The following is a 16792-nucleotide window of genomic DNA, read 5'->3' as shown; positions in this document are numbered from 1 at the left end:
GCGTATCGGGCTTGTTAAATTATACTGCAGCGACTTTAGCTGGTGCTTTTTCAGCAACAGGAATTTTACGCTTAGGTGCAGTTTTAACGTGTGTACTGTAAATCGTTAAACCAGTAAATGCTAAACCACCCACTAGGTTACCAAGGGCTGTTGGAATTTCATTCCACACGAAGTAATCCATGATAGAGAATTCGCCACCCATAATAAGGCCGAATGGGAATAGGAACATGTTAACAACAGAGTGTTCAAAGCCCATGAAAAAGAACAGCATGATAGGCATCCACATGGCCAGTACTTTTCCACTTACATGCGTAGAGATCATAGCGCCAACCACACCTAGTGATACCATCCAGTTACACAGCATGCCGCGAATAAAAATGGTAAACCAACCTGCAGTGCCATGTTCGGCGTAACCTAATGTTCTTGCTTCACCAATGCTAGCCACTTTAGCTGCAATTGCGCCACCATCTACGTTGTAACCCATGGTGAAAATGAAAGACATCATGAAGGCCACCGTGAGTGCACCACCAAAGTTGCCTAAAAATACTAAACCCCAGTTACGTAAAATTTGTTTAGGGGTAACACCGGGTCGCTTGGCAAGCCAGGCGAGCGGCGTAAGTACAAATACGCCGGTTAGCAGATCGAATCCCATTAAATACAACATGCAAAAGCCCACCGGGAACAATACCGCGCCCAGTAAGAAGATGCCTGTTTGTACGGCAATGGTAATGGCGAATACGGCGGCTAGCGCTAATATTGCACCTGCCATAAACGCACGAATAAGTGTATCGCGTGTAGACATGTAGATTTTAGATTCACCGGCATCTACCATTTTCGTAGCAAACTCGGCGGGAAGTAAATAAGCCATAATTAATCACCCTGATTTGTAATTTATTTAAAATAACGAGCCACATCACTGCTTTCATCGATAGAACAAACGAACAAAAAAAAACGTCCACACCATTCCCTGTTTCCAAAGAAGGTTGTGGACGTCTTTATCCAATTCGATAGATTGTGATAGCCAGTTTACACACTGACTCGTACTAATTAATGGTTAGCGAGAATAGTGCCAAAAAAGCGATTTTATTTTAAATTGTTTAAAATCAGTGCTTTATTATTATTCACTTAAGCTAATGTATTGCTGGAATGATCAGAATCAAACCACAATGGTGCAAATGAAGTGCTAAGGTGCACTGAATTGGTGGATATTAAACCAAATGTACTTACGCATTTTTCGCTGATCACTATAGTGAACACTAAAGCGGATCAACAACACACAGCGTTAATTTGGTTTTGTTCGCTTTAAGTCTTTTTGTAACGCAGCAAGTGCATCTGTCATGGTACGTTCTTTTTGCTTTTGGCTATCGCGACCACCGTCTGTGGCACCTTGATATTGTGCATGTTCAAAATCTTGAGTAAGCGTGTTAAATAGCGATGCTGCATTTGCTGGTAAAAAAGGTTTCACTTGTTTGAAGTAGGCAGTACTTCCCTTATTTTCTCTCGCTATCTGAGTAAAATTCGACACCAACTCAACGGCGTTTAAATAAATGCGTTGATGTTTAGGCAAGGTCGACTTTCTTCTAATAGGGAAGAACAACACCAGCAAAAAAATACTCACTATTCCAAGTACGCTTAGAAAGAAAAACGTCATTTTTTGAGAGGTTAAATCGCCAAGGAGTTTTTTCAATAAATCCGTTTGTGTTTGATTATCAAAACCCAGTACTAATCTACTCCACTGATAATCTAGCTGGCGAAACCATCCTCTTATCGATAAAAACAGCTCAGCAGAACCTAAATCTTTAAACATGCCTTCACTGCGGGTTTCGTTAAAATCGGCTAGTGCTTGCTCTAACCCAAAGGAAATGCGAGAGGGAGCAACCATACTGGTAGGATCGTACGACACCCAAACGCCGTCTATTAACGCTTCCACCCAAGCGTGGGCATCATATTGGCGAACTTGTATTACGTTATCACTTAATAACTCACCACCTTGATAGCCTGTCACCATACGAGCAGGAATATCCGCAACCCGAAGGGCAAACACCATGGCGCTGGCATAGTGGGCACAAAATCCTGCCTTTGCTTCGAACATAAAGGTGTCTATAGGCGAGTTCGGCATAGCGTTAGGTTGTAGGGTGTAGCTAAATCCACCGGTTTTAAAGTGACGTAAAATATCTTCGGCAATACTTCGCTCACTTTGTACATTTGCCGTTAGCTGCTTTACCCACGCTTGGGTACGTAGGTTACTGTCTATTGGGTATTGAATATTAAGCTGATAATCAAAATCAGATATCTCACTAACAAGTGGCGTATCTGGAAAATAAGTTAAATAAAACGCTCGTTTACCCACAATTGGACGTGCTGCTCTTAATGCATAATTAAACTGACGCCACATCTCAGGATTGTCTAAATCTGTGTTTTCAGCAGACACATCAAGAGAGTATAGCCAGCGCTGATTGCTGGGCTCTACAATCAACTGGTAGTTTTCTGAGGGTGTTAATGATGCCTTAGTTGAGGGCGCTGCAAGACTTCGGCCCATGGTTTTAAGCTGTGCTTCAGCTTGTTTTCGTCTTGGGCTAATGGCCCACGTTTTACCGTCAAAGGCTTCCATCGTCATGGCGCGCCAATATCGCTGTTCGGCCAAAGGCGGGCTTTGCTCAAAGGTTGCAGTGAAAGCTAAATCGGACGATCTCGCCAGTGAAGCAATATCCCCTGGCGTGACCGAGTCCGATAAACCCGTTTCATTCGATTTAGACGTCGGCATTTGCCATAAAGGCGGAAGCTGCGGCATCACTACAAATAACAATGCAGCCAAAGGAAATGCTTGCAGCAGTAATACCGCCGATTTACGCATAGACACCCTAAAACTTCTGGCGGGGGCGTATACCAATGATAAAGCAGTAAACAAAAGCACAATTACCGCGACGTAGCCTAGCCACGCTTCTAACCCTAGCGCAAAAATAAAACCGCAGCCCACAAGAAATATGCAGGAGCAGAAAAGCTGTAAAAAATCTTTTGTTCTTGAAAGCAGCATAAGCTTCAATGAGCAGGCGATGACTAAGAGGTTAATCATGCTATTGAGCAAACCAATAGAAAGACCAAACCAACCTAACGCTATTAAGGACAGAACCGCTAATAAATTTACGGTGCGGCTACTTGGGTTATATTCTTGCCACCTAAAATACAATGCGCTTTGCATAATAACCGCGCATATGGCGAGCAATACCACCCAAGTTAGCAGTGGGGTAAGCAGGCTAAGCGTTAATACCATAAAGCAGGTGGCTAGCAGCATATTTGCTTTATGGTTCATTTGCTAAGCCCTTTCGAAGCGCTGTCACCTGTGGTTTGGGCTGCTAATGAGGATGAGGCTGCGGCAACTGGAGTGGTAGAAGCACTGTTGACCGCAAAAGTTGTGTTGGGGTAAGTCGCCAGTGCCCTTAGGCATTGATGCATATGTGCAATAGAGTTATTGGGCGTAAAGGTTGTACTACCTAGCTTTAAACCATAGTGCACACCTTGTGATTGCATCGACACTATTTTTTGGGTTAACGCACTTAACCCTTCTTCGAGTGGTATGTTTGGCGGTAAGCTTAAATATACGTCATCACTTTTTTGTTCACTAAACTGCTTTACCACCCAGTTTCCTGTTTTAGCGACCTGTTTCCATGCAACTCGGTTTAATGGTTCGCCTTCAATGAAATCGGTAAGGGCAAAAAAGTCCTCATTACCTTGTCGCTCATCTTCTTTACTTCCAGCAGCGTCTTGCGTGTGGTGAACCACTTCACCAAGTTTCCCAGCTTTTGGCTCTGGATATGCCATAACCTCTACGTCAAAATCTAGGTGGGTCCAGCAATTAAATAACCCGAAGGGGTAGGCGCTTTTTAACGTTAAGCGGGGAAGTTTGTGTTCACCTCTGGTATAAAGTAACACCGGAATAGAAAGTCGATGTTCTTGATTACCAATATCAAAGGTTATTGAGGTCGTATCTTTGAGCTTCGGCAGCTTGAGCTTATGAATCTGAAGCCACTGAACCTGCAATAAACCTTCAGGTTTGGTTTTGTAGTTGGAGTGCTTAACCCGATTGAGAGTTAGGTGTGCTGTCGTGTTAGCAAAAACGGTTTTTGGCGGCGACACGCTAAGGGCAATAGCCGCAAAATTTTGATAGCTGTAAAACAACGTGAGTAACATTACGCTAAGTAACAAATAGCTTAATAGCAACATGAGGTTATTTTGATAGTTAGTGCCTAAAAGAAATAAGCACATACACATCACGATAAATCCCCAGCCAAAACGGCTCGGTAAAATAAATACCGAACGCATATTCAGTGCATGTGAAGGATTCGGCGGAATGCGTTTATCTAGCCAAGCAAGCCAAGGCTTGTGAAATACCTTTTTAAACATGGATTACGCCGCCAGCGGATCGATACTATCCAGTAAATGCTGACTTAGTGACGAGCCCGTATGTTCAGGGGTACTTGCACTAAGCCTATGCTCAGTAACGGCAATGAAAATAGCTTGCACATCATCTGGCGTAACAAAGGTTCTATCGTGCATATAAGCCCAAGCTTTAGCAGCTTGCAACAAGGCTCGGCTAGCCCGTGGCGATAATGGGGTAGGGTAGCGCCCTTGTGCTCGGCTCTCTGTCACTAATCGCAATATATAATTAATCACATCATCGCTAGCATGCACATGGGTAACCGCATCTTGCATCGTGATCAAATCGGTCTGCGATAAACACGACACTATCTGCTGCTGGACGTCGGTTGATTGTTGTAGCATAGCTTTTTCGGCTTCCCAATTAGGAAAGCCCAGCGATATACGCATAAAAAAGCGGTCTAGTTGTGATTCAGGCAGCGGATAGGTGCCAGATTGATAACCAGGGTTTTGAGTGCCAATAACAAAAAAGGGCGAAGGTAGCGCGTGGGTGGTGCCATCAATACTCACTTGGCGTTCTTCCATCGCCTCTAACAAGGCACTTTGCGTTTTAGGGCTGGCTCGGTTCAGCTCATCGGCAAGAACAACTTGGCTAAATATGGGGCCGTGTCTAAATTGAAATTCACCATTGTGACTTTGATAAACATTCACGCCAAGCATGTCTGATGGGAGCAAGTCTGACGTAAATTGGATACGCGAATACTGAAGACCGAATACGTGGGAAAGTGCGTGGGAAAGTGTGGTTTTACCCATGCCAGGTAAATCTTCAATAAGGAGATGACCATGTGCTAGTAAACACGTCACCGCGAGTTTTAGCTGTTCAGATTTGCCGATAATTTTCTGACTTAGCGCGTCATGCACTAATTGAATCTCTTTTCGCATGATAAAACGTTACCTTTTAAACCCCTTATATACTGATAGTAGCAACTAAAGTGCTGAAATAGCAGTTGGCTCCCATACAAAGGTATAAGCTTGGTTATTTAACATCTTAAAAGCATCATTTTAATGTTGGTTTTAACGAATTTAGGGCTAGGTTAGAAATAGTGCTGCGCTGTGCGTATCGGTTGTCTATAATGGGGCATCTTGTTAAGGAAGTAGTTATGAAAAGCATTGAAATAGATGATGATTTGTATGCCTTTATCGCCAGCCAAACAAAACATATAGGCGAGAGCGCATCAGAAATTTTACGTAGGCTTTTGTTGCCTGAAGATGGTGAAATAAAGGGTGCAAGCAACGCCTCCCTACCTGATGAGTCAGTACAAGCGACGCCAGCACCGGTTGCAGCTGCCCCTACTGTTACCGCTTCGGCGCAAAAAGCACAAGTGAAGCCCGCTAGTAAAACCGTTGCAAAAGCGGCGCCTAAAGCAACTGCAGCCAAAGCGCCTGTGACAAAATCACCTGTTGCAAAATCAACAACCCCCGCCAAAGCGCCTGTTAAAAAAGACGTGACCGCGCCAGTAGTGACTGAAATAGAAAATCACAATAAAGATGATATTGTGGGTATGGTATCTAAAGATGCGTTATCGACGTTTACTAAACGTGTCGATCAGTTCTTATTTATTTTAAGTGCTGCGCATAAGCTAAATAGCGATACCTTTGAAAATGTTAAATCGATTATCGGTAAAAATCGTACCTATTTTGCTACAAGCAAAGAGGCATTGTTAGAAAATGGCAGTAGTACTAACCCTAAAGCCATTCCTGATAGCCCATTTTGGGTAGTCACCAACAACAATACCGCGAAAAAAGTAAACATGCTGGAACAAGTTTTGCGTACATTAGGGTATCAGCCCGATGTCGTCGAAACGGTAGTAAGTCGATTCGCCCCAGAGGGCAAATAAACGCTTAACTTAAAATAAGGACTTTTCATGGCTTTACATCCGCAGGCTGGTAAACCAGCTGCACCTGAGCAACTGATTAATGTGGCGCAACTTGTTAGCCAATATTACAGCTACAAACCAGACGCCGCTGCCCCTACTGAAGCAGTAAGTTTTGGTACTTCAGGGCACAGAGGATCGGCGTCGAACTATACTTTTACCGATACCCATATTAGTGCAATATGCCAAGCATTAGTTGAATATCGTGAATCAGAAGGTATTACAGGCCCGCTATTTATAGGTAAAGATACCCATGCTTTGTCTGAGCCTGCCATGATCACCGCTATTGAAGTACTCAGTGCCAACGGGGTAGATGTTGTTATCCAGCGGAGCGACAACGAAAGCTTAGGCTATACACCAACGCCGGTCATTTCCCGTACTATCATTCGTTACAATCGTGAAAACGGGGCTGTTAAATCTGATGGGGTAGTCATAACCCCATCACATAATCCACCTGAAGACGGAGGTTTTAAATATAACCCTCCTCATGGTGGCCCTGCAGATAGCGACGTGACGACGAAAATTCAAAACCGCGCTAATGCGCTTATTGCCGAGGGCAATAAAGACGTTAAACGCATTGATATCCGTTCGGTTAGAGCCAGAAGTTTAGTTCGCGAAGAAGATTTCATGGAACCTTATATTGATGACCTTGCTCAGGTTATTGATATGCAGGCCATTGCTAAGGCCGGCTTAAAACTAGGTACCGATCCATTGGGTGGTGCTGGTATTGGGTACTGGTCACGTATTGCCGAGAAATACGGATTAGACATCACGGTTGTGAACCCTGCTGTCGACCCTCAGTTTGGATTTATGCGTCGTGACAAAGACGGTAAATTACGCATGGACTGTTCAAGCGCTTATGCTATGGCAGGCTTAATCGAATTAAAAGACGATTTTGACCTAGCTTGGGGTAATGATCCAGATTTCGATCGCCACGGCATTGTATGTAAAAGTGCCGGTCTGATGAACCCTAATCATTATCTTGCGGTGGCTATTCAGTACTTATATACACACAGACCACAATGGCCAGCTTCACTGAAAATCGGTAAAACACTGGTTTCGAGCAGCATGATTGACCGCGTGGCAAATAGCTTAGATAAGCCGCTTGCCGAAATGCCCGTTGGTTTTAAATGGTTTGTTGATGGCCTATCGAACAGCAATATTGGTTTTGCAGGTGAAGAAAGTGCCGGTGGTATTTTCTTGCAACGTGATGGCGAGACTTGGGCTACCGATAAAGATGGCTTTATTCTTTGCTTACTGGCCGCTGAGATTTTGGCGGTGACCAAGAAAGATCCTGGTGAACATTATCAAACACTGACCGAACAGTTTTCGGCGCCAGTTTATAATCGCGTAGATGTCGCTGCTACCTTAGAGCAAAAGCAGAAGCTCTCTGCAATGGATGCTTCGGTAGTTACTAGTGATTCCCTAGCAGGTGAACCTATCACGGCAGTGCAAACCCATGCACCGGGTAACAATGCCGCTATTGGTGGTGTAAAGGTATCTACTGAAAATGGTTGGTTTGCAGCACGTCCATCTGGTACTGAACAAATCTACAAAATTTATGCTGAAAGCTTCAAAGGTGAAACTCACTTACAGGAATTGATTCAAGAAGCAGAAGCGTTAGTAGGTAAAATTATCAAATAAGGCTAAAAACTAACCACCTAAAGCCTTTATTTGTTACATATAAGTTAAAAGCCGGATGAATGCATACGTTTTCATCCGGTTTTTTGTTATTTTAACAAAATTATCACAACATAATCGTTTAAGCACTGCTATATTGCTCTCATATCGTTGGTTTTTTCTGTAATTAAATTACACATTGAGTGTGCCTTTGTACACGTCAACCAGAGTGAGACGCAAAATGAATGCAAAAGCTGCCAAAACGCAAACCTCTTTACCGCTAGATAAGGCTGAATTTAAAGCCGCTATTGTTAAGCACCTTCACTGTACGCTAGGTACGGATGAAAATAAGGCTAATAACCACGCATGGTGGAAAGCCACCTGTGCTGCCATTCAGGCTCAGGTATTAGAAGGCCTTCGCAAAACCCAAAAAAGTCACTACTTCAATGATACTCGCGCAGTACACTATTTTTCTGCCGAATTCTTAATGGGCAGATTGTTGTCAAACAACCTTCAAAACTTGGGTTTATTTGACATTGCTAGTGGCGCGTTGAAAGAGTTGGGTGTTGAGATTACCGACATCATGGAAGAAGAGCCAGACATGGCGCTAGGTAATGGTGGATTAGGGCGCTTAGCGGCGTGCTTTATCGACTCACTTGCAACGATGGAATTGCCTGCAATTGGTTATGGTATTCACTATGAGCATGGACTTTTTCGTCAAGAAATTAAGAGTGGCGCTCAGATAGAACGCCCTGATAGCTGGCGCGATTACGGTAATCCGTGGGAAATCTGCCGCCCAGAATCAATTCAAGAAGTGCCTCTATTTGGTTATGTAGAAACCAAGTATGGCGAAAGCGGCCGTATTCAAAAAGAGTGGCATCCTGGCTCGATTGTAAAAGGTATCCCTTGGGATATTCCTGTTGTTGGATATGAAGGCAAAACCGTAAACGTGTTGCGTTTATGGCAGTCAGACTCTTCTGACTACTTCAACTGGGATGTATTTAACGCCGGTGGTTATGTAGATGCACAGCGAGAAAACGTGCAAGCGGAAACCATTTCAAAAGTGCTTTATCCGAACGATGAAACCGAAGCGGGTAAAGAGCTTCGCTTGATTCAACAGTATTTCTTCTGCTCATGTTCGTTGAAAGATATTATTCGCCGTTATAAGCGTGCGCATGGTGATGACTGGAGCCGTTTTGCTGATCAAGTGGTTATTCAATTAAATGATACTCACCCAGCCATCGCAATCCCTGAGCTTATGCGTATCTTAGTTGACCGCGCGGAATTAGATTGGGATCAAGCATGGGGCATCAGCACGAAAGTGTTTGCTTATACCAACCACACCTTGTTACCTGAGGCGCTAGAAAAGTGGCCTGCTCGCATGATTGAAAAAATCTTACCGCGCCATTTGGAAATCATCTATGAAATTAACCATAGATTTATGGCTGAGGTCGATAAGAAGTGGCCAAGCGATAACCGCATTAAAGCGAAGCTTTCTATTATTGAAGAAGGCAACGAGAAAATGGTACGTATGGGCCATTTATCGGTTATCGGTTCATTTGCGGTTAACGGCGTAGCTGAAATGCATTCTCGCCTAGTTAAGTCTGATTTGTTCCCAGAGTTTGATGCGTTATGGCCGGGTAAATTAACTAACGTAACGAACGGTATTACACCACGCCGTTGGTTGAAAGCGTGTAACCCAGAGCTTTCTAAATTAATTGATAAGAAAATTGGCACCGACTGGCCAAAAGACTTATACAAACTTGAGGCGCTAGAAAAGTACGCCGACAACAAGACGTTCCAAAAGCAATTCATGCAAGTGAAGCTGAATAACAAGCAGTTACTTGCTGATGAAATTCGCGAGTCGTTAGACATCGAAGTAGACGTAAACGCTATTTTCGATGTGCAAATTAAGCGCTTGCACGAGTACAAACGCCAGCACTTGAACTTGCTTCACATTATGGCTTTGTATCGCCGTCTATTAGAAAACCCAGATTACGATATGGTACCTCGCGTATTCATATTTGGTGCGAAAGCGGCTCCGGGCTACAAATTAGCGAAAGATATTATTTACGCCATCAATAAAGTGGCTGATAAAATCAATAATGACCCGCGTGTAAATAACAAAATTAAAGTTGTGTTCTTGCCGAACTATCGCGTGTCTCTTGCTGAGAAAATGATTCCGGCATCTGATGTGTCTGAGCAAATCAGTACCGCAGGTAAAGAAGCGTCAGGAACCGGTAACATGAAGTTAGCACTTAACGGCGCGATTACCGTAGGTACGCTAGATGGTGCTAACGTTGAGATTGCTGAAGAAGTCGGCGATGACAACATCTTTATCTTCGGCCTAACCGTTGAAGAGGTGCACGAACAGCAAGAGAAAGGCTACAAGCCTTACGATTACTATTATCGCGACCCTGAAATTAAAGCGGTATTAGATTGGCTTGAAACCGATTACTTCACGCCAGGCAAGCCAGGTGCGTTAGTATCGATTAAGCAAAGCTTGTTGGATCATGGTGACCAATACATGGTGCTAGCTGACTTCCGCAGCTACTGTGATGCACAAATCGCTATTGATGAAGCGTATCGCGATAAAGCGCGTTGGGCTAAAATGGCTATTATTAATACCGCTAAAATGGGTAAGTTTACCTCAGACCGTTCAATCAAAGATTATGTAGAACGTATTTGGAAACTTTCACCGTGCAAGATAGAAAACTAGTCTCAACTAGTCTCTGAAAAAAGCCCAGAAATGCTATGCTTTCTGGGCTTTTTGTTGTGGTATGGTGTGTCAGCATAAAGAAAAAAACAAATTAAAATCAATACGTAGTCAGATCATAAGAAAAAAGGCCTACGATTTATAATTAAGTATGGACTTATATACTTAGCGGCCGTTGCGCTTAGTGATAAGTCATGTTGAACTACCATTTGCCAATTTTTAGTACCTAGCCGCCGTTTAGTGCAAGGAATCTGTCATGAGCCAACATCATAAGTCGCTGGCTACACTTCCCAATCGATTTGCGTTTATCGATACCATTTCGAAGTGTGGTGTATTACATCCGTCGTTATCACTAATGCTGGTAGATGTGGTCCGTTTTTCAGATGTCACGACCAGTTTGGGGATTAATATTGGCGATAGATTTCTGCTAGAAATTGCTAATCGTATTCATTCCCTATTTGGTGCAGATATTGGCCTAGGAAGAATAAGCGGTGATGTGTTCGGTATTGCGTTTCCTGGTATGCGCAGTCCCAGCCAAATGCGCGACATGTTCGAACGGTTGGTAGAACATTTCAAAACCCCCATGCATCACGACGGCCATGCATTCATTGCCGATTTTAATGTAGGTGTAGTGACATCAGATAGCCAAGCCTTCGAAATTACAGCATTTGTATCTCGCGGAGAGGCTGCATTAAAGCAAGCTAAAGAAAATAAGTACGAAAATTTCTGTCTGTACAGTATGCAAGATACAACAGACACAGGTCGAAGCCTTGCATTAAAAGCCGATTTGAAACGCGCTTTGTCGCAAAATGAATTAGAGCTTTACTATCAGCCTAAAGTAAATTTGCAAACCCTTGAAGTCATTGGCGCAGAGTGCCTACTTCGCTGGAATCATCCGTTAGACGGTGTGTTATTTCCAGGCCCACTTATTGAAGCGGCAGAGTCGTATAACATGATGAATGAGCTGGGCTATTGGACGTTAGAGCAAGCGTTTAGAAGCTTAGTTGATTTTGATTTTCACCGTTTATCGCTAACCTTATCCGTTAATATTTCGCCTACTCAATTGTATGATAATCATCTGATCCCCTCGTTAAAGATGCTCAGTAAATCGTACGCCATGCCGCTTACACGCATAGAGTTAGAATTAACGGAAGACGTGGCCTTGTCTAATTCACTTATGGTGAAAAAGCAGCTCGATGAGTTACGAGCGTTAGGGGTCGCTATTTCAGTAGATGATTTTGGTAAGGGATATTCAAACTTAGCTTATATACGCGATCTTGATTTAAGTGCCCTTAAAATAGACAAAACGTTTGTCATAGAATTAGCTAAACATCCTGTAAATCGAGCCATTATCGAAGCTGCCAAAGTCATCGGAAAAGCCAAGAACTGCGATGTAATCGCCGAGGGCGTGGAAACTATTGCTCAACTACACATTCTTCGAGAGGTAGGTGTAACCATAGGGCAGGGTTATTTGTTTTCAAAAGCCATTCCATTGAATGATTTTATTGAGTTGGCGCAGCAAGAAATTATTGTCGGTAACTCTCCTTTACGAGCGTAAATAAAATACCTTCTGCTAACTGTGGCAATACGTGCATTAGCCTGACCAAATCGCTAAACTAGTGCTATTCAAGCTATTATTGGTTTATGTATGCAGCAACTTATCGAACAAGGGAATTTTCTTTCTTTGTCTAGAACTCAACCTGAGTTATTTACCTCTCCAATTCAATTTTCATTAGACAATGGTACTGACGTTGCTATTACCGTGCCGGGTATTATCGCCTTTACGCCACGTGCAAAAACGTCGGTAAATAAACACGTTGTGTTATCTAGCGGGGTTCATGGAAATGAAACCGCCCCTATCGAAATATGCGACGAGCTGGTACAGCATATTTTTACCGGTAAAATAGCGCTTAGCCATCGGGTACTTTTTCTGTTTGGTAACTTACCCGCTATGGATATTGCCGAAAGGTTTGTAGAAGAAAACATGAACCGGTTGTTTAATGGTGCACACTCTAAAGGTGAAGGTTGTAACAATAACGAGCGCAAACGGGCTAAAGCGCTAGAAGATGCGATAACCGATTTCTTTGCTGTGGCACGTCCTGGCGACGAGAAATATCACTACGACTTACATACGGCTATTCGAGAGTCTAAAAATGAAAAGTTTGCGGTGTATCCGTATTTACATGGCAAAGCGCACAGTAAAAGCCAGCTTGGTTTTTTAGCCGCCTGCGGTATTCAAACTATCTTGTTATCTGAGTCAGCGACCACAACGTTTAGTTACTCTTCTTCTGTGCAGCATCAAGCGCATGCCTTTACCGTTGAATTAGGTAAAGTGCAGCCATTTGGTCAAAACGACATGAGCCGTTTTGAAGCAGCAAAACAATCCATTACTGCACTTATTTGTAACGATGACTTTAGACCCGAGGTTGATATAGACTCGCTAGATATTTATCGGGTGAATCAAGTTATCAATCGCCATCAAGACGATTTTACGTTGCATTTCGATGACGATACGCCTAATTTTACGGATTATGCGAAAGGCACAATATTAGCTACTGAAACTGGTGCTACCTACACTGCACAGCAAGACGGAGAAGCGATAGTGTTTCCTAATGCGAATGTGGCAATAGGGCAACGCGCTTTATTAACAGTGGTACCCACAAAGTTGGAGAAACTCAGTGTTTAAGTTAGATGCAAGGCTAGAGTCTGATACGATTTTCATTCACGATTTGCCCCTTTGTCGGGTATTACTCATGAATGATAGCCAGTTTCCATGGTTAATATTAGTGCCTCGTGTAGATGGGGTAACTGAAATCATTGAATTATCAGACGAGCAACAGCAGCAATTTTTAAAAGAATCAGCACAGGTAAGTCGTTTATTACAAACTCAGTTTTCACCTGATAAATTAAATATAGCGGCGCTTGGTAATGTGGTGAGTCAGTTGCACATTCACCATGTTGCAAGGTATAAAAGTGATATCGCATGGCCAAAGCCAATTTGGGGCGCGCAAGCTGTTGTGGCTTACCCTGACGATAAAGCGACTGAATTGGTTGATGCGCTGAAACAGGCATTATCTAAATAGGCTAGGGTAACCGTGTACAGGTCAATTGTGTGCTAGGTGGCTAGCACTTCTGTGAATAATTCATGGTCTACTAAAAGACCAAAATATAAACGCAATTTTCATAATAACTCAGCAAGGAGCAACCCATGATAATTTCAACTACGCCTACTTTAGAAGGCCAAAAGATTGAAGCCTACTATGGCATTGTGGTTGGCGAAGCCGTAATGGGCGCTAACATAGTCAAAGATTTATTTGCCTCTATTCGCGATATTGTAGGTGGTCGTTCTGGTTCTTATGAAGAAGAGTTAACCCGAGCGAGAAAACTGGCGTTTACGGAACTTGAACATGAGGCTCGTAGCATGGGAGCAAATGCGGTTGTGGGAATAGATCTTGATTACCAAGTTATCGGGGATAAGGGCAGTATGTTGATGGTGAGTATTAGCGGTACTGCAGTAAAAACGTCGCCGCTATAAGAAGCCGTTAGGCTAAAACGATTCTACGTTCTGATTCGTTTTAGCCCAGATCCGAGTTCGAGCCCAAACTCTAGTTCAAGTCCAGTGTACGAAAATTGAATATGGGGCACTTTTCAGCAGGGCGACTGTTTTACCAGTCGTCCTCTTCATCTTCAAACCCATTTTTCTTTTGCTTATCGTCGTTCTTTTTAAGCGGCGTTGGGAATTTAAATTTAGCACTGTATTTTAACAGCGTAATATTGCCAACGACCACGCCCAATACAATAACGATAATAATGACGACCCAAAGCGTATTCATCCCTGTCTCCATTAGTTATTCTTACTTAAACTTCTTGTACGCGCTTCTACACACAGTGATGTGTTTGCAGCTATGTATGAGCTTATTCCTCCCACGCCATGCCACGATTTAACACATAGCGAAAGTAAATCTCTTCAATATGCTCAAGCACAACGGCTTTACCTTCAATGATGCTGCATTCAATAGCATTAGTCAGTGCTGCTAGGGAAAGCGCTTGTTCAAATTCAGTGGCAACGCCCTGATGACTCAGATGCCAAAGCTCACACGCCACGCCTCCTTTGTTTTCACTAAACGGGCGGAAGAAGCCAAAAGTGCGCATGTTCGCTTCAAGCCACTTAGCCAGTGCAAAGCAAGGCCCACCTTCACGGTATTCACTGTCAACCAATGAAAATTTACCGTCCCATTGTTCAACCGCGTGCTTGTCATAAACATCAAAATCACTACCCCAGTGATGACGACTACCGCCAGGCAACGCTGACCACATCAGTATTGCATGTAGTTTTTCTACGTCCGATAACGTATTCGGGTTTAATGCGGTACCCTTGCTATCCAATAGCGCCGCTTCGCCGCGCCATTTTCTATTCCAAATAGCGCACTGTTTATCAAACTGACGAAAGCTGCTCACTAAACATAAATCTATACCATCATCACGGGCAGCTTGTTGCATATTAACAAAGGGGGGTAGCACGTTAGCATGCAAGGAATGTCCATTTCCTGCATCAACAAGGTGAGGATTGTCTTGCCCTAGCCAGATAGCGGGGTTCATGCGAGCAGATTAACCAAAATACCGTAATACATGTCGCTTAAAGACTCTAAGTCGCTCATTTTCACGCATTCATCTATTTTATGAATGGTGGCGTTTACTGGCCCTAGTTCGATAACCTGCGCGCCCGTCGGCGCAATAAAGCGGCCATCAGATGTGCCGCCTGCGGTAGACAAAATAGTGGGTTTACCACGTACATCGGCAATCGCTTTTTCAGTGGCAGTTAATAGTGGGCCCGAGTCAGTCAAAAAAGGCTGGCCGTTAAACGTCCACTTTATGTCGTAATCAAGTTCGTGTTTATCTAAAATAGTCGTAACACGCTTAATCAGTTCTTGATCTGTTACTTCGGTTGAAAACCGAAAGTTAAAGCACACATGAAGTTCGCCAGGAATAACATTACCTGCACCTGTACCGCCATTAATGTTTGAAATTTGAAAGCTGGTGGGGGGGAAAAACTCGTTGCCATTATCCCAATGAGATTGCGCTAATTCAGTTAATGCCGGAGTAGCACAATGAACCGGGTTTTTAGCTAAATGTGGGTAAGCAACATGACCTTGAATACCTTTAACAGTGAGATCGCCAGTTAATGATCCACGACGGCCATTTTTGACAATATCGCCCACTTCATCCGTAGAAGATGGTTCGCCCACTAAGCACCAAGTAATTTTCTCATTGCGCGCTTCAAGGGTATCAATGACACGTGTAGTACCGTTAATAAACGGCCCTTCTTCGTCACTAGTAATAAGGTAGGCAATACTTCCTTTATGATCGGGATAATCGGCTACAAATTGGCGGGTTGCCACTAACATTGCCGCTAAGCTACCCTTCATATCGGCAGCACCACGGCCATGTAAATAGCCATCTACTTCAGTAGCCGTAAAAGGCGGAGTTTTCCATGCGCTCTCTGGGCCACTAGGCACCACGTCGGTGTGACCAGCAAAGCAAAAAACTGGGCCTTCGGTACCACGACGAGACCAAAGGTTGGTGGTATCGTCAAACACCATGGTTTCATTGTTAAATCCTAAGGTACCTAAGAAGTCTTTCATGGCTTCTTGGCAGCCCTCATCTTCAGGGGTAACCGAACGCCTGTTCATTAAGTTTTTAGCAATGTCTATTACGTTATCGTTTAACAAAATATTTCCTCATACTGCGCAGGTTTAAAGCCAATGTGAAACGTGCCGTTATGATTTAAAATAGGACGCTTCACCATCGCAGGGTGTTCCAGTAACAAGGCTAACGCTTTTTCGCGGGTGATATCTGTTTTATCACTGTCATCAAGTTGGCGAAAGGTAGTCCCACGTTTGTTCAACATCACTTCATAGCCAAGGTTGGCTTCAGCGTCGGCGAGAAATTCAGCGTCTATGCCGTCTTTTCTATAGTCGTGAAAAGTAAATTCGATGTTGTTCTCAGCTAACCATTTCTTAGCTTTTTTAATCGTGTCGCAATTTGCGATGCCATACATTGTTGTACTCAAAAGGATACTCCGTTACAGCGTGAAGTTAGAATAGGTGCATAATAAGCGCGTTATTATACATTTTCAAAAAGGGTTCGA

General features: G+C 43.4%; 15 protein-coding genes. 7 read left to right on the top strand and 8 right to left on the bottom strand.

Going from position 1 to position 16792, the window contains the following annotated elements; all coding sequences use genetic code 11:
• Nucleotides 1-19 precede the first annotated feature (19 nt).
• The 4 genes from J8L84_RS03080 to J8L84_RS03065 form a co-directional block, all read right to left on the bottom strand.
• Complete coding sequence (locus tag J8L84_RS03080) at nt 20-868, bottom strand: formate/nitrite transporter family protein (RefSeq protein WP_211069414.1); 849 nt, start codon at nt 866-868, stop codon at nt 20-22.
• A gap of 414 nt (nt 869-1282) precedes the next feature.
• A complete protein-coding gene (locus J8L84_RS03075) occupies nt 1283-3310 on the bottom strand; it encodes a DUF3488 and transglutaminase-like domain-containing protein (protein ID WP_211069413.1) in 2028 nt (675 codons plus the stop codon).
• Entirely contained in the window at nt 3307-4401 is a 1095-nt protein-coding gene (locus J8L84_RS03070) for a DUF58 domain-containing protein (RefSeq protein WP_211069412.1), read from the bottom strand. Before J8L84_RS03070 ends, J8L84_RS03075 begins: the two co-directional genes overlap by 4 nt.
• 3 nt (nt 4402-4404) lie before the next feature.
• Nucleotides 4405-5316, bottom strand: a complete 912-nt coding sequence (locus tag J8L84_RS03065) for a MoxR family ATPase (protein ID WP_211069411.1) — start codon at nt 5314-5316, stop codon at nt 4405-4407.
• Nucleotides 5317-5534: 218 nt separating this feature from the next.
• Here J8L84_RS03065 and seqA point away from each other — a divergent pair, with 218 nt between their 5' ends.
• The 7 genes from seqA to J8L84_RS03030 all read left to right on the top strand — a co-directional run bounded on the left by seqA (nt 5535) and on the right by J8L84_RS03030 (nt 14179).
• Complete coding sequence (gene seqA / locus J8L84_RS03060) at nt 5535-6272, top strand: replication initiation negative regulator SeqA (RefSeq protein WP_211069410.1); 738 nt, start codon at nt 5535-5537, stop codon at nt 6270-6272.
• Between the two features lie 27 nt (nt 6273-6299).
• On the top strand, nt 6300-7952 hold the full coding sequence (gene pgm / locus J8L84_RS03055) for a phosphoglucomutase (alpha-D-glucose-1,6-bisphosphate-dependent) (RefSeq protein WP_211069409.1): 1653 nt from the start codon (nt 6300-6302) through the stop codon (nt 7950-7952).
• A 217-nt stretch (nt 7953-8169) separates the two neighbouring features.
• Nucleotides 8170-10647 carry a glycogen/starch/alpha-glucan phosphorylase gene (locus J8L84_RS03050; protein ID WP_211069408.1) on the top strand — a complete coding sequence of 826 codons (2478 nt, stop codon included), beginning with the start codon at nt 8170-8172 and terminating at the stop codon, nt 10645-10647.
• Nucleotides 10648-10900: 253 nt separating this feature from the next.
• A complete protein-coding gene (locus J8L84_RS03045; RefSeq protein WP_211069407.1) occupies nt 10901-12202 on the top strand; it encodes a bifunctional diguanylate cyclase/phosphodiesterase in 1302 nt (433 codons plus the stop codon).
• Nucleotides 12203-12292: 90 nt separating this feature from the next.
• Nucleotides 12293-13330 (top strand): succinylglutamate desuccinylase, encoded by a 1038-nt coding sequence (gene astE, locus J8L84_RS03040; protein ID WP_211069406.1) that lies wholly within the window; start codon nt 12293-12295, stop codon nt 13328-13330.
• Nucleotides 13323-13727, top strand: coding sequence for an HIT domain-containing protein (locus J8L84_RS03035; RefSeq protein WP_211069405.1), 405 nt, complete (start codon nt 13323-13325; stop codon nt 13725-13727). The genes astE and J8L84_RS03035 overlap by 8 nt, the downstream gene beginning before the upstream one ends.
• Before the next feature lie 125 nt (nt 13728-13852).
• Nucleotides 13853-14179, top strand: coding sequence for a heavy metal-binding domain-containing protein (locus tag J8L84_RS03030; protein ID WP_013784663.1), 327 nt, complete (start codon nt 13853-13855; stop codon nt 14177-14179).
• Nucleotides 14180-14309: 130 nt separating this feature from the next.
• Here the strand turns inward: J8L84_RS03030 and J8L84_RS03025 are convergent, their stop codons facing one another.
• From J8L84_RS03025 to J8L84_RS03010, 4 genes are all read right to left on the bottom strand, one after another.
• Nucleotides 14310-14477 carry a DUF2897 family protein gene (locus J8L84_RS03025; RefSeq protein WP_082605049.1) on the bottom strand — a complete coding sequence of 56 codons (168 nt, stop codon included), beginning with the start codon at nt 14475-14477 and terminating at the stop codon, nt 14310-14312.
• 82 nt (nt 14478-14559) lie between these two features.
• The gene (locus J8L84_RS03020; protein ID WP_211069404.1) at nt 14560-15243 is read right to left on the bottom strand and encodes a M15 family metallopeptidase; all 684 of its coding nucleotides are present in this window, start codon (nt 15241-15243) and stop codon (nt 14560-14562) included.
• Nucleotides 15240-16373, bottom strand: coding sequence for a succinyl-diaminopimelate desuccinylase (dapE, locus tag J8L84_RS03015; protein WP_211069403.1), 1134 nt, complete (start codon nt 16371-16373; stop codon nt 15240-15242). The genes J8L84_RS03020 and dapE overlap by 4 nt, the downstream gene beginning before the upstream one ends.
• On the bottom strand, nt 16367-16702 hold the full coding sequence (locus tag J8L84_RS03010; RefSeq protein WP_211069681.1) for an ArsC family reductase: 336 nt from the start codon (nt 16700-16702) through the stop codon (nt 16367-16369). Before J8L84_RS03010 ends, dapE begins: the two co-directional genes overlap by 7 nt.
• Nucleotides 16703-16792 lie beyond the last annotated feature (90 nt).

It is taken from the genome of Alteromonas sp. MMG017 (assembly GCF_018100795.1).
Classification (GTDB): domain Bacteria; phylum Pseudomonadota; class Gammaproteobacteria; order Enterobacterales; family Alteromonadaceae; genus Alteromonas.
The sequence above is the reverse complement of the archived record's forward strand: the minus strand, read 5'-3'. Positions and strand labels throughout refer to the sequence as shown.